This is a genomic window from Kordia sp. (assembly GCF_050633145.1).
In the GTDB taxonomy this organism is placed as follows: Bacteria; Bacteroidota; Bacteroidia; order Flavobacteriales; family Flavobacteriaceae; genus Kordia.
This window is the reverse complement of the sequence record NZ_JBOEFY010000076.1, coordinates 46607-70335: the sequence shown is the minus strand read 5'-3', so window position 1 is coordinate 70335 and position 23729 is coordinate 46607. Positions and strand designations below refer to the sequence as shown.

The 23729-nt window shown below is 33.1% G+C and carries 14 protein-coding genes and 1 tRNA gene; 4 read left to right on the top strand and 11 right to left on the bottom strand.

What is annotated here, in order from left to right; translation table 11 throughout:
- Positions 1–117: 117 nt before the first annotated feature.
- Positions 118–1083, bottom strand: coding sequence for a polyprenyl synthetase family protein (locus tag ACRBBL_RS25185; protein WP_431371869.1), 966 nt, complete (start codon positions 1081–1083; stop codon positions 118–120).
- 89 nt (positions 1084–1172) lie between these two features.
- Positions 1173–1316, bottom strand: coding sequence for a hypothetical protein (locus ACRBBL_RS25180; protein ID WP_431371868.1), 144 nt, complete (start codon positions 1314–1316; stop codon positions 1173–1175).
- Between the two features lie 338 nt (positions 1317–1654).
- Here ACRBBL_RS25180 and ACRBBL_RS25175 point away from each other — a divergent pair, with 338 nt between their 5' ends.
- Both ACRBBL_RS25175 and ACRBBL_RS25170 read left to right on the top strand, forming a co-directional pair.
- A complete protein-coding gene (locus ACRBBL_RS25175) occupies positions 1655–3319 on the top strand; it encodes a tetratricopeptide repeat protein (RefSeq protein ID WP_431371867.1) in 1665 nt (554 codons plus the stop codon).
- A gap of 159 nt (positions 3320–3478) precedes the next feature.
- Entirely contained in the window at positions 3479–11911 is an 8433-nt protein-coding gene (locus ACRBBL_RS25170) for a BspA family leucine-rich repeat surface protein (protein ID WP_431371866.1), read from the top strand.
- A 245-nt stretch (positions 11912–12156) separates the two neighbouring features.
- On the opposite strand, the gene ACRBBL_RS25165 is transcribed toward ACRBBL_RS25170, so the two are convergent.
- Together ACRBBL_RS25165 and ACRBBL_RS25160 are read right to left on the bottom strand one after the other, a co-directional pair.
- On the bottom strand, positions 12157–13503 hold the full coding sequence (locus ACRBBL_RS25165; RefSeq protein ID WP_431371865.1) for a serine hydrolase domain-containing protein: 1347 nt from the start codon (positions 13501–13503) through the stop codon (positions 12157–12159).
- Between the two features lie 45 nt (positions 13504–13548).
- Positions 13549–14103, bottom strand: coding sequence for a class I SAM-dependent methyltransferase (locus ACRBBL_RS25160; protein WP_431371864.1), 555 nt, complete (start codon positions 14101–14103; stop codon positions 13549–13551).
- Between the two features lie 285 nt (positions 14104–14388).
- On the opposite strand from ACRBBL_RS25160, the gene ACRBBL_RS25155 reads away from it, so the two are divergent.
- Entirely contained in the window at positions 14389–15414 is a 1026-nt protein-coding gene (locus ACRBBL_RS25155; protein ID WP_431371863.1) for a sensor histidine kinase, read from the top strand.
- Position 15415: 1 nt separating this feature from the next.
- On the top strand, positions 15416–16156 hold the full coding sequence (locus ACRBBL_RS25150; protein WP_431371862.1) for a LytR/AlgR family response regulator transcription factor: 741 nt from the start codon (positions 15416–15418) through the stop codon (positions 16154–16156).
- Positions 16157–16537: 381 nt separating this feature from the next.
- Here the strand turns inward: ACRBBL_RS25150 and ACRBBL_RS25145 are convergent.
- The 7 genes from ACRBBL_RS25145 to murG form a co-directional block, all read right to left on the bottom strand.
- Positions 16538–16611, bottom strand: a tRNA-Arg gene (locus ACRBBL_RS25145).
- Positions 16612–16662: 51 nt separating this feature from the next.
- The gene (locus ACRBBL_RS25140; RefSeq protein WP_431371861.1) at positions 16663–17112 is read right to left on the bottom strand and encodes a GatB/YqeY domain-containing protein; all 450 of its coding nucleotides are present in this window, start codon (positions 17110–17112) and stop codon (positions 16663–16665) included.
- A 100-nt stretch (positions 17113–17212) separates the two neighbouring features.
- Positions 17213–19153: a cell division protein FtsZ gene (gene ftsZ / locus ACRBBL_RS25135; protein WP_431371860.1), complete on the bottom strand. Its 1941-nt coding sequence runs from the start codon at positions 19151–19153 to the stop codon at positions 17213–17215.
- A 22-nt stretch (positions 19154–19175) separates the two neighbouring features.
- Positions 19176–20534, bottom strand: a complete 1359-nt coding sequence (gene ftsA, locus ACRBBL_RS25130) for a cell division protein FtsA (RefSeq protein ID WP_431371859.1) — start codon at positions 20532–20534, stop codon at positions 19176–19178.
- A 3-nt stretch (positions 20535–20537) separates the two neighbouring features.
- Positions 20538–21257 (bottom strand): cell division protein FtsQ/DivIB, encoded by a 720-nt coding sequence (locus tag ACRBBL_RS25125; protein WP_431371858.1) that lies wholly within the window; start codon positions 21255–21257, stop codon positions 20538–20540.
- Entirely contained in the window at positions 21247–22599 is a 1353-nt protein-coding gene (gene murC / locus ACRBBL_RS25120; RefSeq protein WP_431371857.1) for a UDP-N-acetylmuramate--L-alanine ligase, read from the bottom strand. Before murC ends, ACRBBL_RS25125 begins: the two co-directional genes overlap by 11 nt.
- A 4-nt stretch (positions 22600–22603) precedes the next feature.
- Positions 22604–23704, bottom strand: a complete 1101-nt coding sequence (gene murG, locus ACRBBL_RS25115; RefSeq protein WP_431371856.1) for an undecaprenyldiphospho-muramoylpentapeptide beta-N-acetylglucosaminyltransferase — start codon at positions 23702–23704, stop codon at positions 22604–22606.
- Positions 23705–23729: the final 25 nt, after the last annotated feature.

Below are 23729 nucleotides of genomic sequence, written 5' to 3'. Positions count from 1 at the left end.
CATCTACTCTTTTTTAAAAGACTTACTATATATTAATTTCTGTATTCGTGTTTTACCAATCTATAGAATATTCGTAAAATTCTTTTAGGAAAAATACCCTTTTGAACGGTTTCCTTTTTATGTATTTACTAAATCATCAAATGTTACATTTAAACCTAGTTTATTTAGTAAGCTTACAATTTTTTGGATATGATACTCAAACAGTACTTTTGACGGCTTTTGATACTGAGTAGGAAATTGATTGATGATTTTTAATGCTTCTTTATAAGTTTCAATAATGTTATAAAGACAGAAACTCACAGCGCCACATTCAAGTGCTATTCCTTGTAGTTCTGTTATGTTATTTTGTGTATCTAAGTTCGCTAGGAGTTTCAGAAATCTTTCTTTTTTCTCGTATGCAGCATTCAAGCAATATATCAATACTATATTTTTTTCAGGTTGCTCCCAATCTGTAGTGTTGACGTCCTTAAATATATCTGCTAAATCATCATTGAGTTGTATCAATTTCCCTAATGGATAGCCAAGCTCTGCTATTAATCTTGCAGTTTTAGGTTCTACGCCTCCTAAGAGTCCTCCAATAAAAATAGCCGAGCAAAATAAAGGTGGTGTTTTTAACTTTACAATTCGCCAATAATCTTCCTCTGTTCCTTTAGCATGTATATCTTCATTTTGTCCATACGCAGTATCCAAAATCGTCTGTGCTATATTATTGAACGCTACTATCTTACTGCTTTCGCTTAAATGAGTATCTTCCAAAAACAGCGATGCTAAAGATGAAAAGATATGTGAGATATTTGCTGTTGTTCCTACTCCATTTTGTATGTGATATCCTGAAGGATCTTCATCCAATAAATCATCTACCAAATGAATGCTTTGAAACATACATAAATTGGAAATTGAACCATTAATTGCATCTTCTTTATTTCCTCCAACTAATTCACATGCCCATACTACATAGTCCCAAGTAGCAAAGCCTTCCTTTTCTGAATATCTTTCAATTATCCCAATAAGTTGAGGCCATTTATTAAAAATAGCATGTTGCAATAACTTTTCTTTTATTTGATTGATCGGTATTTTTTCCATGTAATGATATGATTATAAACATAACAAACCGCTAAGCTTTACACTTAACGGTTCTTCGCAAATAAGTATAATTCTATTTGTCTGTTTAATCATGCTACCCAAGGAGTCCAACCTACAAATTCAGATTTATCTTTGAATTCTTTTAAATTGACTTTTGTAAGTGCATTGAGTGATTTTATCAATTGACTTTTGTTTGTGTCCAATTGATCTGAAAAGTTTTGAATTGTTGTCATGATGAATATTTTCCTTAAATATAGTCATAATTTCAGTGAAATGAAACACTAAAAAGCTACCTGTAAGGCGTTTGTGAATGTAAATTTTATGTTAGGTGTAAACGCAAACTTTCAAAATTTCAACTTTTTGGTGGAGGATTTGCGGGAGATTGGTTTGTTTATAAAAAACCAATATTCTTAGATTTAAGAATAATCTGTTGAAAATATGATACAATTAATTAAGAAGTAGCAACTATTTTAATCTCTATACAAATCAAGCATCGTAAAAATACGGTCATCAATTACTCTTTTTACTTCTTAATTTATAAATTTACAAAAGTACAAGCCCAAATAACTCTATGATTTTCAATCATTCTTTTCTTTTTTCAACTAAAACAAAGTATAACAAAGTCTTATGTAGCCTAGTTCCATTATTCTTTTTTGTTTTCTCATCAAATGCGCAAAACGATAGTATCGAAGTTGAATCTTTGTATGACTTAGCAAATTCACAAAAGTATACAAGCCTCCAAAATTCTAAACTCAATTTTGAAAAAGCAGTAAACATTATTAATGAGCGTATACTAACTAAAGAAGCAAAAAATCCTTATTTTTTATTGAAGAAAGCTTTAATTTTAGATGAATTGGGGTACAATTATAGAAAAAAAACAAACTATACTTTAAGTCTTAAGGTTGTACAAGAAAGTTTAAAAATTAAAGAAGCTCTTGGAGAAACATTTACTTTATGTCGTTCTTATCGAAAATTAGGCAGGATTTATCATCATACTAAAGATAGTATTAAAGCTTTTCAGTTTTATACCAAAGCCTTAGATTTAGCTAAAAAATACAACAATAAAGAAGAGGTTGTAAATATATTAAATGCATTTGCCGTCTATTACACTAACAAAGACCTTGAGCAAACTAAAAAATTTGCAAATAGCGCTTATATATACGCAGATTCAATAAATTTTAACAAGGGGAAAGCTTTAGCATTAGCAAATTTATCTGGCTATGAACGTCGTAAAAAAAACTATACTGCAGCGCTTAATTATTCTAAGCAAGATTTAGAAATAAGTATGGCTAGTAATAATAAGATAGGAATGGAAAGAAGCTATAAAGCATTAGGATATGCTTATAGAAAACTAAAGCAACCCAATAAAGCTATTTTTTATTATGAGAAATCGTTAGCCTTGGTTAATGAAATGGGATTAGAAAATTTGCTAGCTAACCGTTATTTATCTTTAAGCAATGCGCATACTGACTTAAAAAATCACGAGATAGCTTTCTCTTATTACAGATTATACAAAAGACATCAATTCAAAGACTTAAACATAAAAAAAATTAAAGAGTTTGCTGAGTTAGATGCAAAATATGCTTATGAAAAACAAAAAACTATTGATAGTCTAAGAATTGTAGAAAAACAAAAAGTTAAAGAAGCTAAAATTAAGGAAGAAGCCTCCATTCAATTTTGGAAGTTTACAACGATTATAACAATCATTTTTGGTCTTATTTTTACAACCGTTCTATTAATCTTGCGCAAAAGAAAAGAACAAATAAAGCTTGAAAAACTTCAGAATGAAATACTTCAAAATGAAATTAATTATAAAAAGAAAGACCTAAAACATCTTGCATTAGATATTACTAACAATAAAGAATGGGCATTGATTTTAGCTGAGAAGTTAAAAAATGTAAAATCTTCAACTGGAAGAAAAAGAGCAAACGAACTGGATCATCTGGAAATTGAAATTAAAAATAAAATTAAAGTCAATGAGAGTACTGAGAACTTTCATAATCAAATAGATATATTGAGCAGCTCCTTTTATGAAAAATTAAAAAATGATTTCTCCAATCTTACAAAAAATGATATAAGACTGTGTTCTTTAATACGTCTCAATATGGATACCAAACAAATAGCTACGCTGCAAAACATAAATCCATCTTCTGTAAAAATGAACCGTAATAGACTTCGAAAAAAACTAAATCTTACAGCGAGTGATGATTTGCATGAGTTTCTAAACTCATATTAATAACTCTCCACAAGCTTCTGCAAATCAGAACTTTAAAATTTAAATATTTATAACTGTAACCCTTTTGTAACCCATACATAACCCTTTTGTATACCCGCTAAACATCTTTCTTTCTAAGTGCTAGCTATATTTTTGCAAAAAAATAACCGCCAAAGCCTTATGAAAAAAAGTGCACTGATATATTCATTAATTTATTTTATAATATCTTCTAACTTTGTTTTTGCTCAAACATGTAATGTCCCAGACAACATCTACCAAAACAACTTTGACAGGATAATTTCTAGCAGTTCTTATGACTTTGGTCAATCTTTTACAGCTCCCTGTAACGGAAGTGTACAAAGTATTAGTGTATTTACGAGTGAAGTAACCGCACCTGTTACAGGTACATTAAACATTTATAATGTAGTTCCTTTTTCAGTTGTTGATACAGTAGAACCTGTTTATCAACAGCCCATAAATTGGGAAACAAGTTCATCAGTAGTGCATCAAATTACGGAACTATCTACACCATTTCCTGTTGTCAGTGGACAACAATATACATTTATAATAACGGGGACTGTTGGTAGAGTATCTTACCAATCTCATAATTTTCTTCAATATAGTGATGGTAAATTTATGTCTAGAAATCCATCAACCAGTAATTGGGTTAGAGATAGTGGTAGGTCTCATAAATTTCAAGTACATTTTACCGATGTAATTGCTCCAGAAGCACAATGTAAAAATGCAACTATCTATTTAGATGAAAATGGACAAGCAACTTTAAACCCTATAGATGTAGATGATAATACTCCCGGAGGAGTTGTCAATAGGTCTGTGTATCCAAATACTTTTAATTGTAACGACTTAGGTGCAAATCAAGTGACTTTAACTCTAAATGATATAGCTCTTAATTATGACTCTTGTGAAACTACTATTACAGTTGCAGATAATTTACCACCAGTAAATACCTCATGCCCAGATAATATTGTTGTTAATAATTGCGGACTTGCACCTGTAACTTACGATATACCAACATTTACTGATAATTGTGGTATTGAATCTGTAGTTCGGATTGCTGGTCTTGAAAGCGGATCAATATTTCCAATCAATCAAACAACAACTGTGACCTATAGAGCCACAGATAATTCTGGAAATATTACTGATTGTTCATTTACTGTAAGGCCTCAAGATATAGTTCCTCCTACTGTTTCTGGCATCCCTGAGAACCAAACAATTAATGTTACTGATAGTTGTGAAGGATTTATTCCTGCATACACACCTTCTGTAAGTGACAATTGTCCAGGTGTAATGACAAACCAAACAACTGGAATTGCAGGTACTGGACCATTCCCAATAGGTACAACTGTTAATACGTTTGAATTTACTGACTTAGGTGGAAATGTTACTACAGAATCTTTTAGTGTTACAGTTATTGATAGCTCTCCACCTATTATTACTGGTATTCCTGAAGATCAAACAATTTACTTAAGTGATGATTGTGAAGGATTTATTTCTCCATACACTTTTCAAATAACAGATAATTGCCCGGGAGTAACTTACATTCAAACTAGTGGTATATCAGATGATGGACCATTTCCAGTGGGTACTACTATAAATACTTTTGAATTTACAGATGCTGGTGGAAATGTTACTACAGAATCTTTCACCGTTACTGTTGTTGATTCAGCACCCAATGCAGTGTGTCAAGACATTAATATAGAGTTAGATTCTAACGGTTCTGCAACAGTAAGCACAGCAGATATAAACAATGGTTCTTTTGACAACTGTAGTATAGCATCGCTTTCTTTTAGTGCATTAAGTTTTAATGGAGCTACCAGTAATACTGATCCAACAGATGTTTATTTTGGTAATAACTTAACATATTATCTTCATCAATACTCTTTTGTAGCGCCTGTTACAGCAGAATACGAATTTATTTTTAATGGAACCAGTAGTGATAATCAAGGCATTGTTATGATTTTATGGGATGATATTCCTGTTAGAAATTCAGGCAGCATTGAAACAAGACCAGAAGCTCATGGAAATACACTTACAGATGCAGTTACAGTTAGAGCAAATGGTGGGCAATTTGTCTTTGGAACAGAATCATTCAATTTAATTGGAGGAGAAACATATTATTTTGATATTACCACTAATACTCCAGGCTCTACCGTTACCTATCAAGGAAATGTACTTATTAAAAATACAGCACTCAACTTTTCATGTAACCCAGGAGTGTATCCCGTAGAGTTAATTGTAGAAGACAATAATGGGCTTACAAGTAATTGTACAGCTACTATTACTGTGACAGAACAGATCCTGGTATTTGAAAATTGCCCTACTGATCAAACATTTTCAGTGGATAATTCAGATTCATGTACCGCTACTATAACGTATATCGAACCTACATTGGTAAGTGCACCTTGTGGATCAAGTGTTGTACAAACTGCTGGTTTGCCTAGTGGAAGTGATTTTCCAATAGGAGATACGTATATGGAATTTGCTGCTATTAATGGTTTAGGAGATACCATAGCTTCTTGTAGTTTTACATACACGGTAAACAGTGGTTCATCACCTTGTGACTATGGAAGACCATTTATTACGACATGGGTAACAAATGAACAGGGAGATGGAGAAGATGATGAAATTCTTATTCCTACTATTGGTGGAGGTTATAATTATACCGTAGATTGGGGAGATGGTAATATAATTTCTGGCTATACCGGAGACGCATTATATCAATACAATACCGAAGGTACTTATATAGTCAAAATTTATGGGGACTTTCCACGATACTTTTCTATAGGAGGACCTGGTAATCCTAATTTACCTAATCGTAAGTTAAAAGAAATTAATCAATGGGGAGACATTCAGTGGCAATTTATGGATAATGCCTTTCAGCGTTGTGAAACTTTACAAGTTTTAGCAAATGACACTCCAGATTTATCTAATGTAACAAGCTTAAAAGATATGTTTGCATTTTGTTATGGACTTGGGAATGAGGATGAGGGTGCGACCAATGATTCATGGAACGATTGGGATGTTTCAAATATTCTTACCATGGATAGAATGTTTATGATAAGTCTCACCTTTAATCAAGATATAAGTAATTGGAATGTAAGTAATGTAACCAGTATGTCTCAAATGTTTTTAGGGGCACAAAAATTTAATCAAGAAATAGGAGGCGCAAATGGATGGGATGTAAGTAGTGTAACAAATATGTCTCAAATGTTCGCTTTTACAGATGACTTTGATCAAGATATAGGAAGTTGGGACATAAGTAATGTTACAGAGATGTCTTTGTTTTTTAATCAAGCAAACGTCATGTCTTTAGAAAATTATGATGCTACTCTTATCGGTTGGGCAACAGATAACAGCGGTATGGCTGGTGATGGAGATGATGATATTCCTAGTAATATTACTTTTCATGGTGGATTGAATCAATATTGTGACGCCTATGCAGCAAGAGCATCTTTAATAAATGATTATACTTGGAATATTACTGATGAAGGAGTAGCGTCTTCTTGTGATTACTTTATCACCACTTGGCAAACAACACAAGCTAATGAATCTATAACTATTTATATAAACTTAGACGATTTTCCTTCAGAAGCATACAGTTATACTATAGATTGGGGAGATGGAAATACAGACACAAATGTTTCTACAAATATGTCTCATCAATATGCGTTATCAGGAAATCATTTTGTGAGAATTAGTGGTGCTTTTCCACAAATAACTCAAGGAGGAGATACCAGTAATGCTGCCAAACTACAAGCTATAAACAATTGGGGAACAAATTCATGGGAATCAATGCAAGGAGCTTTTCAAGGTTGTTCTAATGTACAGTTATTAGCTACGGATAGTCCAGATTTATCATTAGTGATCTCTACCGATTATATGTTTTATGGATGCCAAAATTTCACAGGACATGATAGTATGAATAATTGGGACATGAGTAGCATTCTTACCATGAGACAAATGTTTGCAACTGCAACTAACTTTAATGCTAATATTAGTGGTTGGAATGTAAGCGAGGTAACAGATATGTTTGGACTATTCATTGTAGCCTCATCATTCGATCAAGATATAAGTGGTTGGAATGTTGGCAATGTAACAAACATGGAAAGCATGTTCAATTTAGCAAGTTCTTTCAATAAAAATATTAGCGGATGGAATGTTTCTAAAGTTAAGAATATGGAAAATATGTTTTATAGCGCTGCTGCATTTAACCAAGAAATTGGTGGATGGAATGTGGGTCTTGTAGAAAACATGAGAAGTATGTTTAACGAAGCTTCAGATTTTAACGGAGATATTTCTAATTGGAATGTTGAAAATGTGCTTGTAACGGATACAATGTTTAGAAATGCAACATCCTTTAATCAAGATTTAGGAGGCTGGAATGTGAGTAGCGTTACCAATATGTACGAAATGTTCGCAGGAGCCATAGCATTCGACCAAAATTTAGGTGAATGGGATATCAGCGCTCTATCAACAGCTAATGGTACCTTAGGCGCTTCAGGTATGTTTAATGGTGTAACATTATCCAGAAATAACTACGATGCCTTATTAATTGGATGGAGTACGCTAGATACTTCAGTTGGAGAAACACAGATTCCAACTAATATTTTATTTAGTGGCGGTAATAGTTATTATTGTGCTGAAGAAGCTAGGAATATTTTAACAGAGACTTCAGGAAATGGAGGATATGCATGGACCATTACTGATAATGGTTTAGACCCTACATGTAGTACAGAATATTTTATAACTACCTGGGAAGTAGCTGCAAATGAAACCATAACCATACCTACAACGGGAACAGGTTATAATTATCAAGTAGATTGGAACTATAATGACGCAAATGGCTTTAATAGTGGAGGAAACTATTCAGGCAACGCAACAAGTGCTCAATATACTGAAACCAGGACATACAAAATTGCTATTAGAGGAGACTTTCCTAGAATTTATTTTAATGGTGCCGCAGATAATGATAAAATAATTGAAATCAATCAATGGGGATTAATTGCTTGGTCAAGTATGTTTGCTGCATTTGCAGGTTGCTCAAATTTAGATCTTAAAGCACAAGACATCCCAGATTTATCAAATGTAGATGATATGTTTTTTATGTTTACTAGTTGTACATCCCTTAATGGATCTACAGCTAATTGGGCTTGGGATGTAAGTACTATAACAGATATGAGATCTGTTTTTTCTGATACACCTAATTTTGTTGCAAATATAAGTATAAGTAGCTGGGATACTAGTAATGTTGAGTTAATGAAATCTATGTTTTCAGGAGCATCAAGTTTTAATCAACCCATTGGCTCTTGGGATACCAGTAATGTTTCATCGATGTCAACAATGTTTGCTAATGCTACTTCTTTTAATCAAAATATAGGGAGTTGGGATTTGTCCAGTATTGATGATGAAAATGAAGGATTATTTACAATGTTCGACGGCGTTACATTATCTACAGATATTTATGATGCTATATTAATTGGTTGGGCAACAGATGATAGTGGTGTAGCAGGAGATGGTATCGATGATATTCCTTCTAATGATCAGTTTGATGGCGGAAACAGCCGTTATTGTGCTGCTGAAGACGCTTGGAATACATTAAACACTAATTTTTCTTGGAATATTACAGATGATGGAAGAAGCTGTAATGACTCAGATTTTTTTATAACAACTTGGGGCGTTGATGATAATGATAAAAGTGTTACGATTCCAACAACAGGAACAGGTTATAATTATACTGTTAATTGGGGAGATGGTAATTATTCATTCAACCAAACGGGAGATGCTTCACATATCTATGACAGTGAAGGAATTTACCAAATAAGCATTTCTGGTGGCTTTCCTCGTATTTATTTTTATGATAGAGTTGATACTAAAGAGAAAATCACGGAGATAAACCAATGGGGAACTGGAGTATGGTCATCAATGAGGCGAGCATTTTCAGGCTGTATAAATTTAGATGTTACAGCATCGGATACACCAAACTTATCAAATACAGATACTTTATTTCATATGTTTAGCTCTTGCTCAAGTCTTGACGGTTCTTCAGCAAATTGGGCTTGGGATGTAAGCACAATTACAGATATGATTAGTCTCTTCGCAGCTTCAAGCTTTAATATTAATATAAGTGGTTGGAATGTATCAAATGTTGAAGATATGTCTGGCATGTTTCAGGCAAACACTCATTTTAATCAGCCTATAGAAGCTTGGGATGTAGGAAATGTTAGAGAAATGGGGAGTATGTTTAATGGAGCAACTGCGTTTAACCAAACTGTAAACGGTTGGGATGTTAGTAATGTTCAGGATATGTATGCAATGTTTAAAAGCGCCAGTAGTTTTAACCAATTTTTAGGTGATTGGAATGTGAGTAGCGTAAAAGATATGTCTGATATGTTTAAAGACGCAACTGCATTCAACCAAAATTTAGGTACTTGGGATATTAGCTCTCTAACAATTGCTGATGGTGACTTAGGTGCTGCACGTATGTTCAATGGAGTTCAGCTTTCTATAGAAAACTATGATGCGTTATTGATAGGTTGGTCAACATTAGATGCCGGAGAAACACAAATACCAACTAATATTACCTTTAGTGGAGGAGATAGTGCCTATTGCGAAGGTGCAACAGCCAAGGCTTTGTTAATAGAAAATTCACCAGCAGGTTACGGATGGAATATAACCTCAGATGGAGGAGAACTTTGTGGCGAGTTCTTAACTACATGGCGAACAACAGAAACTAATGAGTCTATAACTATTTACACCAGCTCATCTGAAGAGTCAGACTTACCAGACGAAGTAACACCACTTACCTATAATTATAATATTTATTGGGGAGATGGAAGTGAAGATTTAAATGTTACGGGGAATATTTCGCATACATACCTAGTTCCAGGTGACTATCAAGTAAATATAGAAGGTGTTTTTCCACATATAACACCAGCTAATTTTTATGAGGATACAGATCATGCTAAAAAACTAATTTCTATAGATAAATGGGGAAATATTGAATGGAAATCTATGTACTATTCTTTTGCACATTGTGGAAATATGGACATTAAAGCAACTGATGCCCCAAATTTATCACAAGTTACCAACATGCAAGCAATGTTTGGTGCTTGTTACGAACTCAAAAGTCCAGATTTGAGTGGTTGGGATGTAAGTACTATTGAAAACATGAGATATGCATTTATTGAAGCAAATCTATTTAATAGTGACATAACTAACTGGAATGTATCTAATGTTACTGATATGGCTTTTATGTTTGCCGATGCTTTAGCATTTAATCAAGACATAAGCAATTGGGATGTGAGCAGTGTTGAAACAATGGATAATATGTTTCAAGAAGCAATAAATTTTAATCAGGATCTTAATAGCTGGGATGTAAGTTCAGTTACTAATATGGAAGCTATGTTTTATGGAGCTACCACTTTTAATGGAAACATTAGTAGTTGGAATGTAAGTAATGTAGTGAAGATGACAGCTATGTTTACAACAGCAACAAACTTTGATCAAGATTTGAGTACATGGGATATTGGAAAAATTGAAACAGTAAATGGAAGTGGGTTTGGTTCAATGACTAGCATGTTTATAGACGCTGGAATGTCTGTTGCTAACTATGATGCCACATTAATTGGTTGGGCAACAGATAGTAGTGGTTCAGAAGGAGATGGTATTGATGATATTCCTAGTAATGTGTATTTAAATGCTACAGTTGGGTATTGCCTAAGTGCGTCAGACAGACAAAACTTAATAATTAATTATGGTTGGAATATTGATGATGGAGATATAGACCCGAACTGTGGTATTGTAAAAGTATCACCAAAAATCTATTTGCAAGGAGCAAGTTTAAATCCTAATACAGGAGAAGAAACTTTGATGCGTGATGATTTACGTATTGGAGGATTAATACCAACAACTTCTCCGTATGCAGACAACTTAACTTGTGATATTTCAGTGTTTAATGATGGAGGAAGTACTGGAACAGGAAGTATTGATAAGAATATAGTAGATTGGATTTGGATAGAATTACGTGCTACAAATGACAATACAAATATTCTATATAGCCAATCGGCACTATTACAGCGTGATGGAGATATCGTTGATATTGATGGTATATCCTCAGTAAGCATAAAAATGCCAGAAGGTGAATATTATATATCCATCAAGCACCGTAATCATTTAGGTATTATGACTGCAAATGCATACTTCTTAAGCGATGTAACCACGCAACTTGACTTTAAAAATGGAAATGTCATTCCTCACGGAACAAATGCGCTAACAAGTTTTGGCATTCCTTCTGGGGAGTTAGCTATGTGGGCTGGAAATGCCAATGGAGATGCTATTATTCAATACTCCGGAACTAATCCAGATACTCCAAATATTCTTTCATTAGTATTAAATGCGCCAGGAAACTTCTTAAATTTTCCAACCTATAGTGTAAATGATTATCAAAATAATGATATTAACATGGATGGAAACATACAATATTCAGGAATCAATCCTGACGCTCCATTCATACTACAGAATGTATTGACACATCCTGGAAATTTTTTAAACTTTAGCACCTATCAAATTACAGAACAAATACCTGGGAATTAGCCATTTTTAATTATTGAATTATTAGTAAATACATAGCATTATCCGCTAGAGTATAAAACAAAAAACCTGTAATCTTATAAATTACAGGTTTTTACAATTTTTGTGACTGCGAACCTTCAAAGTTCGAACTTTTTGGTGGAGGATTTGAGGGAGGTTAGTTTATTTATAAAAAATGTTCCTCTTCCACAAATCTTTGGATAATGAATCTATTTTTTTATTGTTTCGAACCCTGATTTCATTTTGTTTTATTCTCTTCTGAATATAATTGTTTTACCGTTTTGCTCCCAAATCATTATATTTTCATTTGGTTTAAATTCAATTTTAACACCAATTGCGCCAATTCTAAACTTATGCTTATCAATAGCCATTGTTGAGAACAATTCTTGCATCGTTCCTTGAGCTGTTAAAATAGTTCCTTTTTTATTAATAGTTATTTTAAAATGTTGAATCTCAGATGTTGTATAAACACCTAAATATGTGTCTAAATTTTTAGAGGTAACTTCATAAGTAGGTTCAAATTCAGGAATTTCGATAGGTTTTCCATAAACAGCATCTAAAACCGTTTTTTGAATATCTTTTTCTTTAAAATTTAGTCCATTAGTCATCAATGTATAAATGATATCATTTTCTGGAATGTATATATAATTTGCTCTAAATCCATCAATAGTTCCAGGATGTTCGTAAGCAACTTTTCCATTAATTACAGTTTCAAATAACCCCAAACCAACTGTTTCTTGAAATGTTGTTATTTTTTTAACAGTCTTTGGGTTTAAAATTTCTCCTTTAAATAAGGCTTTAATAAATTTTGCCAAATCAATTGGATTTGATACCATTCCACCAGCGCCTAAAGGAATTGAAATATCAGACTCTAATTCTGCTTCCCAATCTGCTATAAATCGATACGACTTACTTTCTTTATCTTGTGTATTAATTTTGTCATCTAAATAGGTGTTCCTTAATTGAAGTGGCTTGGTAATTTTATCTTTTAAGATATCGTTATAAGATTTTTTATAAATATCTTCTAAAATATAGGTTAATAAGATATAATTTGAATTACTATAATATGCTTTAGAATTAGGTAAAAACTGACTTTTTCCTGATTTAATAATTGCTAAAATTTCTTCACGCGTTTTAGGTTTAGTTCTCCAATTTAAAAAATCAGGCTCGCTAGTAATACTATAAATGCCACTTCTATGATTTAGTAAATGAATTATTTTAATGTCTTTTGCATTTACAATATTTGGAAAGTATATATTGAGTTTATCATCTAAGCTTAGTTTTCCTTCTTCTACAGCTTTTAAAGTTAGTACTGCTGTAAATGTTTTTGTAGTAGAACCAATTCTATACTTTGTATGCTTGTCAGCTTTCATTTTTTTCTCAAAATCTGAAAACCCTACTGTTTTTGAATAAAGCAGTTCACCTTTTTTAAAAACAGCAACACTTCCCATAAAACCATTATTCTTTTCTAAAGCAGTAAAATAATTATCTAATTGAAGTTTATTAATTTCAGAAGATAACGTGTTTCTGTATATGAATAACCCGACTAATATTGCAAATACAGTAATTATTAATATCATGATTCTTTTTTTCATATGTAAAGTAATTTTAGTTGTTATAATTTGTTGTGAAACAATTGTTTATTTTTTATAACATGTATAAACAAATGCAGGTGGCACATTCATCAATGTAAAGCTTAAGTCCACTTTATCGAAAGTTTTCTTAAGTTCTCGGTATGATTTCAAACTGTATTGATATTGGATGTACACACCATTTTTATTTAAATATTTATACACCTTATTGAGTAGGTTTTTTACTTCTGTATTTTTAAAAAGAGCAAGTGGAAGTGTAGATACAATACAATCAACCTTATTAATACATTCCTTGTTTAAAACTTCCTCAAATTCAAGTGCAGAGCTATTTAATAAGTGAAGATTGTCTTGTGGCAAAAACCTATTAGCGCAATGAGTATAAAATTGAGAATTAATCTCATAGGTGAAAAGTTCTGTATGCTCAGACATTCTAGAAAGTAATTCTGCTGTAAAGCAACCTTCTCCTGAACCGAATTGAAGAATCGTTTTTGCTTCTTTAAAATTGATATCTTTTAAACAGTTATCAATCAAATATTTTGAGCTTGGTTTTATAGTGCCGCTAGTTTTTATTGTACTGAGTGCTTCTTTGAAAAATGATTTCATATCAATGTTATAATTGATTGCTTATTATGTAATTAATAATTTCGATAAAGTTTATTACTTTTTTACCTAGCTTTAAATAATAAAGTTGATCGCAAAGTTGTTATCTTATTTTTGGTATTTAAAAGATATTCAAGCATCATATCAAAATTTTCAATAAAAGCATTTAAGAACCTTTAATAGTACATAATTGAAGGATTCAATATGTTTATTGAAACAAACAGTTCTTTTATTGAACTTTATTTTTTACATCTAATATTTTTCTAATTTTGATGAAAACTGAAATGTATGAACAGCTATTTATTACGAAATCCATATATTTTTTGGTTAATTATTAGCATTTTATATTATGGTATTTTATCATATTGGAGCCCAATTGAAGCATTATTTTTTGCGATTCATTTAGCGCTTATACAGGGAATAGTCGTGAGAATTAACACCAAATACTTGCTTCAGAAATTTGAATATGGTTCAACTCAGTATAAATTATCTTCAATTATATTATTAGTTGTATTTGCTATTTTGTCCTTTGGTATAATAGTCTTAGCAATTAACTATGTATTGCCTTCTCGCCCCAATAGTCAAAACCAACCTGTTCCTATTTTATGGTTCTTTTTCGTGAATATTTTAATTATTGGAATTCCCATATTTGTAAGTACATTTTTTTATATTTTAAGAAAAGAAAGAGAACAACGTAAACAAATTGAGGGTTTAGAAAAATTACAAAACGAAACGGAATTAAAATTTTTAAAAAGCCAAATTAACCCTCACTTTCTATTTAATGCTTTAAATAATATTTATGCAATAAGTTATACAGGTGATAAGTCAGCACCAGAAAAAATATTAATGTTGTCTGATATGCTACGCTATGTGCTTTATGATTGCAAAAACAAAAAGGTATTACTTTCTAGAGAGTTAGATTATGTAAAGTCATTTATAGAATTTCAGCAATTAAAAACTGAACAACCTCAAAATATTAAATATCAATTTGACAAAATAAATGAATCAATTCAAATTGCTCCTATGATGATAATTCCATTTATTGAAAATAGTTTTAAGCATAGTAAGATTGAAACAGAAAAAAATGCTAGTGTTACCATAGATATTAATATTTATAACAATCAATTGTTAGCGTTTAAAATTAATAATACCATCCCTAAAAGACCTGCAAAAAACTGGTTAAACTCTGAAGGAGGAATCGGTTTAGCTAATGTTAAGAAACGATTGGAATTACTATATCCTAAAAATCATACATTAACTATTAATAATGATAAAGAGAGCTATAATGTTAAACTAACCATTAATTTAGATTAGTATGGAACCTATCAATTGTATTATTATTGATGATGAATTTCTAGCGCGTAAGTTATTGATTGATTATATAGGAAAGTTACCTCAAGTTCACTTATTAGAAAGTTTTGATAACGCTTTAAATGCTCTTGATTATGTTCACAGAAATTCAGTTGATTTGATTTTTTGTGATATCCAAATGCCAGACCTAACAGGAATTGATTTTATAAAAAGTTTACAAAAGAAGCCAGTTATTATTTTTACAACAGCATATTCAGAATTTGCTCTCCAAGGTTATGAATTAGATGTTGTTGAATATTTATTAAAACCTTTTTCCTTACCTAGATTTATAAAAGCTATTAATAAAGCTACTGAAATTATACGCTTAAAACGTTTAGCTCATAAAGAAGATAAAAAAGAAAAGGTTTCTACAGAAACAACTTTAACAAAAGAAAATATAGGCTTTATGCTTATCAAGTCTGATCGTAAAATTCATAAAGTTTTTTATGATGAGATTTTATTCATTGAAGGCGCTTTGGAATATGTAAACTTTTATACTAAAACGAAACGAGTTTTAGGGCTCTATTCTTTAAAAGAGTTAGAAGATTTATTGCCAACATCTAATTTTATGCGTGTTCATAAATCTTATATTGTAGCACTTAAAAAAGTTAATGAAATAGATGGTAATCAAGCAATTATTCAGAAACATAAAATTCCTATAGGAAAAAGACACAAAAATGAATTTCTCAAACGTTTTGGACTCTGATAATGAATTACATAAAGTCCTAAATTTATAGAATGCTAATTCTTAAGATAAATAGATAAGTTTTTCATATTCTAGATAGATAATTCAGTTCTTCAAAAAAATAAGAATAATTCTAACTATCAAATATTTGAAAATCAAAGATTTATACAAACTATCTGTTCGGGTATAAAAAACAAAAACCTGTAATCTTTTAAATTACAGGTTTTACGATTTTGGTGACCGTGAAGGGATTATTTCATGATCCCTTGTAGCTCACTGCTGCAAATAAGAAACCACGAGCTTACGCTCTAGTTCTTTGTTTTTAGGGCAAAACTCAAACGCTGTTTGGCTTTGCTCTAAAAACAAAGAACCATGCCAAATGACATGGTTTCTTGCTTGATGTGACCGCGAAGGGATTCGAACCCCCAACCCTCAGAGCCGAAATCTGATATTCTATCCAGTTGAACTACGCAGCCTTGTGTTCCCGTGAAAACGGGAAACTTATTCGATAAAGTATAGTTGAAATTCTAGTTAGACAGTTTTGCCTTTACAATCGTAGAAATGGTTTTTCCATCTGCCTGACCAGCCAATTCTTTAGAAACAATCCCCATCACTTTTCCCATGTCTTTCATTCCTGTAGCGCCAATACTATCAATAGTCATAACAACTACTTTTTCAACTTCTTCTTCGCTTAATGCTTCAGGTAAGAATTGACTAATTACTTCTGCTTCATCGATCTCAGGAAGTGCTAAATCTTTTCTGTCTTGTTCTAAATAAATTGCTGCGCTGTCTTTACGCTGCTTTACTAGCTTTTGCAATAACTTGATTCCATCTTCTTCTGACAACTCTTCGCCAGAACCGCTAGTATTTGCTAATAATATTTCTGATTTTACGGCACGTAAGGCTCTTAAAGCGGTTTGATCTTTGGCTTTCATAGCCGTTTTCATCGCCGTCATTATATCTTGTTGTAATCCCATGATGTCTGTATTTTAATGCTGTGAAGATAAAAAATTAAACCCGGAAATAGAACAGCAATTCCCGGGTCTAAAAAAACATATATAATAGTACTAAATCTAATTAGTCAACGTTGTCGTGCAAGAAAGAATTGTTATTTCTCAATTGCATATCATCATTACTATCCGTACCTAAACTGGTTCGGGAAGTAGTATTGTCAGCCGTTTTGCCTTCGTTAAGTTCAATACCTGCTCTTTTATAAGCTGGCTGTTTCTCAATTTCTTCAATACGATTAACATTATTGTTATTGAATTTATAATTAAATTCTTTTAACTTTCTCTTTCGTTCGTCCGTTCTACTTTTTAAACTCTCTTCAATAGTGCTATTTACAGGATCTGTACTTTCAGCAACTGGAGTTTCTTCAATCGGAGTTTCGACTATTTTCTTCTCAAAAACTATACCATCTTCAGCCGCTTGAGAAATATTTTTTTCTGAAGCCGATTCTTCATCCATATAGTCGTCTAAACTGTAACGTGTGACACCTTTGTCATGAACTTCTGTCACAGGAATCACTTCTACATGGTCATTTACCTCAATAGACTTTACTTCTTCTGACGATAAGTCAAATCTCACTACATTTTCTTCCTGTTTTGGAGCTTCTTCCTGTACAGTATTTGCTAACGGCATGTCAAAGGTAAAAGAAATTTGGTTTTCTTCCTCATCTTTTTCGTCTGCAATTACAAATTCAGGATCATTTACCTCAATTGACTTAATTTCATCAGTCAAAGTTGTAATAACAAACTCTTCTTCAACTTGTCTCGCCTTCACTTCTTCATAAACAACATTCATGTTTTTAATGAGTTCCGTTGTTGGAATCAAATTAAGCGTTGCTGTATCATCTACCAATGTATGACGAATTACTTCTGGCTTTTTTGGTGCAACTTCCTCAACTGGTTGTGGCGGAATTGTCGGCGTTACAACTGAGGTTGATTTTGGAGTTAAATTTTGAACTGCAGGTTGATCGTCTTCTAATGTGTGAATCACTTTTTTAGATTCTGTATTCACGATTTCATCTTGTTGATCTACGTCAAAACCTGTCGCAATAATGGTTACAGAAATAGCATCTTCCAACGTTTCATCTTCACCAACACCCATAATAATGTTTGCACTACCACCAGCTTCGGTTTGAATATGATCGTTAATTTCTCCGATTTCATCAATCGTTATTTCTTCTGAACCAGAAACGATAAGCAACAGTACGTTTTTAGCTCCATCAATTTTGTTATCATTCAACAATGGAGAATCTAAGGCTTTCATAATGGCTTCGCTGGCACGATTTGCACCTGAAGCATTAGAAGATCCCATGATCGCTGTTCCACTATTAGACAACACTGTTTTCGCATCGCGCAAGTCAATATTTTGCGTGTAGTGATGCGTTATTACTTCTGCAATTCCTCTAGAAGCTGTAGAAAGTACTTCATCTGCTTTAGAGAATCCTGCTTTAAATCCTAAGTTTCCGTAAACTTCTCTTAGTTTGTCATTGTTAATTACAATCAACGAATCAACATGCGAACGTAGTTTTTCAACTCCAACACGTGCCTGTGCATTACGCATTCTTCCTTCAAACTTAAAAGGAATCGTTACAATACCTACGGTAAGTATATCTTTATCTTTGGCTAATTTTGCTATTACTGGCGCAGCTCCTGTTCCTGTTCCACCGCCCATTCCGGCAGTGATAAACACCATTTTTGTATTGGTATCGAGCATCATCCCAATATCTTCAATACTTTCTAAGGCTGCCTTTTCTCCAACTTCCGGATTGGCTCCTGCACCAAGTCCTTCCGTCAACGAGACTCCTAATTGTATTTTATTAGGCACTGGACTGTTTTGTAGTGCTTGTGAATCTGTATTACAAATCACAAAGTCTACGCCTTTTATTCCTTGTTGGAACATGTGGTTGATGGCATTACTTCCGCCACCGCCTACACCGATCACTTTTATTACATTCGACTGATTCTTTGGTAAGTCAAATGAAATGTTTCCGAATTCTGTGTTGCTACTCATAATTCTTAAAACTGGTTTTTTATTATTCTGCGTTATCTAAAAAATCTTTCAACTTATCGGCCCATTTTTCAAAGATCGACTTGCGTTCTTTTTTTGGTTCCGATTGTATTGGAGCACTGTTATTGGTATGTTCTTCGTTGTCTTCGAGAGCTGATTCAGCTTCTGAAATTGTTTCTGTAGGTGATTCCACAACTTCTTCTTCGACGACAACTTTTGATTGGTTTTCTACTGCGTTCATTACCAATCCAACAGCAGTTGCGTATAACGGACTTGCCATATCTGGGTCCGAATCGCCTGCTAGATGTTCGTTTGGATATCCAATTCGGGTATCCATTCCGGTAATGTATTCAACCAATTGCTTTAAGTGATTTAACTGACTTCCGCCACCTGTCAACACAATTCCTGCAATTAGTTTTTTCTTTTGTTCTTCATGTCCGTAATTCTTAATTTCTAAGTACGCTTGTTCTACGATTTCAACAACACGTGCATGAATTATTTTTGAGAGATTCTTTAATGTAATCTCTTTTGGTTCTCTTCCTCTTAATCCAGGAATAGAGACAATTTCGTTGTCTTTGTTTTCTCCTGGCCAAGCAGATCCAAATTTTATTTTGAGTAATTCTGCTTGTTTTTCTATGATTGAGCAACCTTCTTTGATATCTTCTGTAATGACATTTCCTCCAAATGGTATCACTGCCGTGTGGCGAATGATTCCATCTTTAAAAATGGCTAAATCGGTTGTTCCACCTCCTATATCAATTAAAGCAACTCCTGCTTCTTTTTCTTCTTGACTTAATACAGCATTCGCGGATGCTAACGGTTCTAGCGTAATTCCTGCCAGATCCAATCCAGAACTTTTAACGCAACGACCAATATTTCTGATTGAAGAAACTTGTCCCACAACTACATGGAAATTTGCTTCTAGTCGTCCGCCATACATTCCAATTGGTTCTTTAATTTCTGCTTGCCCATCTACTTTATATTCTTGCGGAAGCACATGAATGATTTCTTCTCCAGGAAGCATCACCAATTTATATACTTGATTGATTAATAAATCAATATCAGCTTCATCAATTACTTCATCTGCATTGGCACGTGTAATGTAATCGCTGTGTTGTAAACTACGAATGTGTTGTCCTGCAATTCCAACCACAACTTCCGTTATTTTATAATCGGAAGAATCTGTTTCTGCTCCTTGAACTGCTTGTTGTATGGATTGAATCGTTTGTGTAATATTATTTACGACACCACGATGCACACCGAGACTCTTGGATTTTCCTACTCCAAGAATTTCGAGCTTACCGTATTCATTTCTTCGCCCAATCATTGCCACAATCTTTGTGGTTCCTATATCTAATCCTACTGCGATGTTATTGTTTTCCATGACTTATTTTTTGGTGCACACTACCTGATTGGTAAATTTTAAATCAACTTTTGCATAATCATTCAACGTTTTGTCTTTTGTTGCTTTTTTGTAAAACGCTTTCAGATTATTCACCTTCATCTCTATATTTTTTATGTTGCCAAATAGCACAACAAAATCATTCGTTCTTAATTTTAGATTGAATGTTTTGTTTTCATTTTGTACTATGGAGATCACATTCTTTTTTAAGAAGTCATCTTTAGCAATATATGTTGCCAGTACATATATGTTTTGCAACTCTTTTTTATCCACTTTTCCTTCCACAAATGGAACTCTAGCAGCAGAAACCGAAGACAAAGGCATAGCCTTCCCTTCAGAATCGATGTAATAAGAGTCTTTTGTTGCGATACGTGCAATTGGTGTTCGCTGTTTAATTTTCGCACCAAGAGTCCCATTTACAGACAGATACACTTCTGCATCTTGAATCATTTCATTCGCCAGTAAACGTTCCTCTAGAACATCCAAATCTAGTTGTTCTTTTCGTACGTTCGTAACCGTATCTGTTTTTTGTATTAACAATTTATTAACCATCGCTCGCGTAATGAAATCTTGCTCTCTTTCGAGGAACTTTATGTCTGGATTTTCAATGGTACGCGTTGCATTTCTATTCGCCGAAAAGGCATATAGAAAGATCAATATTGCGACAATTGCAATTCCTTTTATGAGATTCCAATTAATGTTCAATTGTAAATAAATTTTTAATTTTTACTACTTCTGCTCCAATATCTCCAGCACCAACAGTTACTAAAACATCTGTTGAAATGCCCGAAATATGATCGATCAAATTTTCTTTTGCAACCAATTGTTTTTGGTCATTTTTTATTTTATCCAGCAACCAACTTGACGTAATCCCTGAAATTGGTTTTTCCCTTGCGGGATAGATCTCTAATAAAATTAGTTCATCAAACTGCGCTAGACTTTCCGCAAATTCATCTGCAAAATCTTTTGTCCTACTGAATAAATGCGGTTGAAATATTGCTGTTATTTTTTTTTCAGGATACATTTCACGTACCGCTTGATGCAATGCATTTATTTCTGTTGGATGATGCGCATAATCATCAATAAAGACAAAATCTTCCGTTTTAATTTGATAGGAAAATCTTCGCTTTACTCCTGTAAAAGTTCCCAAAGCTTTGGCGAGGCGGTCGGCTGGGGTACCTATAATGTCCGCCATCGCGAAAGCTACTAGACCGTTTAACAAGTTGTGTCGTCCGGGCAAATAAAATTGAATGTCTTCAATGACTCTCAATGGTGTTACTATGTCAAACACATACGCTCCATTTTGTATGTGAATGTTTTTTATATGATAGTTAGATGTTTCTTTAAATCCATAAGTGATTCCATCTAACTGAATATCTTCTTGTACTAATAATTTTCCGTTTGGCTTGATGCATTTGGTAAATTCGATAAACGAATCTAACAATGCTTCTTTTTCTCCGTAGATATCTAAATGATCTGCATCGGTTGATGTGATGCAAGCAATATCTGGCGAAAGCTGTAAAAACGAACGATCAAACTCATCTGCTTCTACAACAGTTATTTCATTTCCTTTTAGGATTAAATTAGAGTTGTAATTTTCTGCAATTCCACCTAAAAAAGCGGTTACATCTACTCCCGATTCCGCCAACAAATGTCCTAAAATGCTAGATGTTGTGGTTTTTCCATGTGTTCCTGCAACTCCCAAACAGAAAGTATCTTTTGTAATTAACCCAAGTACTTCTGCTCTTTTGTATATGTTGAAATCGTTTTCACGGAAATAGGTTAATTCGGCATGCGAACTCGGAACAGCAGGCGTATAAATGATGATCGTGTTTTCTTTGTTGAGATATTCCGCAGGAATTTCTGCCACATCGTCTTTCGTGGAAACTTTAATTCCAAGTGCTTCCAAACCGTTTGTGATTTCAGTTTTGGTTTTGTCGTAACCCGCTACATTTTTATTATTGAATTTAAAATAGCGTGCCAAGGCAGACATTCCGATTCCGCCAATGCCTACAAAATAAACGTTATGTATACTATTTAAATTCACTCTTCTACGTATTCAATAATTTTTCAACTTCATCTACAATTCGCAATGTTGCGTCTGGCAATGCTAATTCTTTTATTTTTTTTCCTAAATCAGCTTGTTTTTCTTCTGATTGGATTAATGCTTCAAATGTTGTTTCAAACTGTGCATCTAATTCACTTTCTCTAATTAAGATTCCTGCATTTTTCTCTGTGATTGCCAATGCATTTTTCGTTTGATGATCTTCTGCTACATTTGGCGACGGAATAAAGATTACAGGTTTCCCTACAATACATAATTCCGATACCGAACTTGCGCCTGCGCGTGAAATGATCACATCTGCAGCAGCATACGCCAAGTCCATTTTATTGACAAATTGATGCACTTGTACATGCGCCAATTCGTTGTGTTTTTTATAGTGTTCGTAATAGAATTTTCCGCATTGCCAGATCAATTGCACATTTTGATCTTTGAAGAAATTCAATTCTTTTTCTATTAATTGATTGACTCTTCTTGCACCCAAACTTCCACCAATAATTAATACCGTTTTTGTATTTTCTTTTAACTGAAAGAATGCTTTTGCTTCTGTTCTTTTACTTGTTATTTCTAATAAATCTTGTCGTACAGGATTTCCAGTTTTTATAATTTTTTCGTTTGGAAAGAAGCGCTCCATGTTATCATACGCAACACATATTTTTTGCACTTGCTTTGCTAACCATTTGTTTGTTTTACCTGCATACGAATTCTGTTCTTGAATTAATGCAGGTATTTTTCTTCCTGATGCAATTTTTAGCAAAGGTCCACTTGCAAATCCGCCAGTACCGATTACGACATCTGGCTTGAATTTTTTGACAATTTTTCTCGACTTCATCAAACTACTTATGAGCTTGAACGGAAACATCATGTTTTTTAATGTTAATTTTCGTTGCAATCCTGAAATCCACAAACCTTCAATTTTGTATCCTGCTTGTGGTACTTTTTCCATTTCCATTCGATCTTTAGCACCTACAAATAGAAACTCTGATTCTGGATAGCGTTTTTTTAATTCGTTCGCAATCGCAATCGCAGGATAGATATGTCCGCCTGTTCCACCACCTGATAGTATGATTTTGTATGATTGCTTGTTCATTTTCGATTTACGATTTTTGATTTAC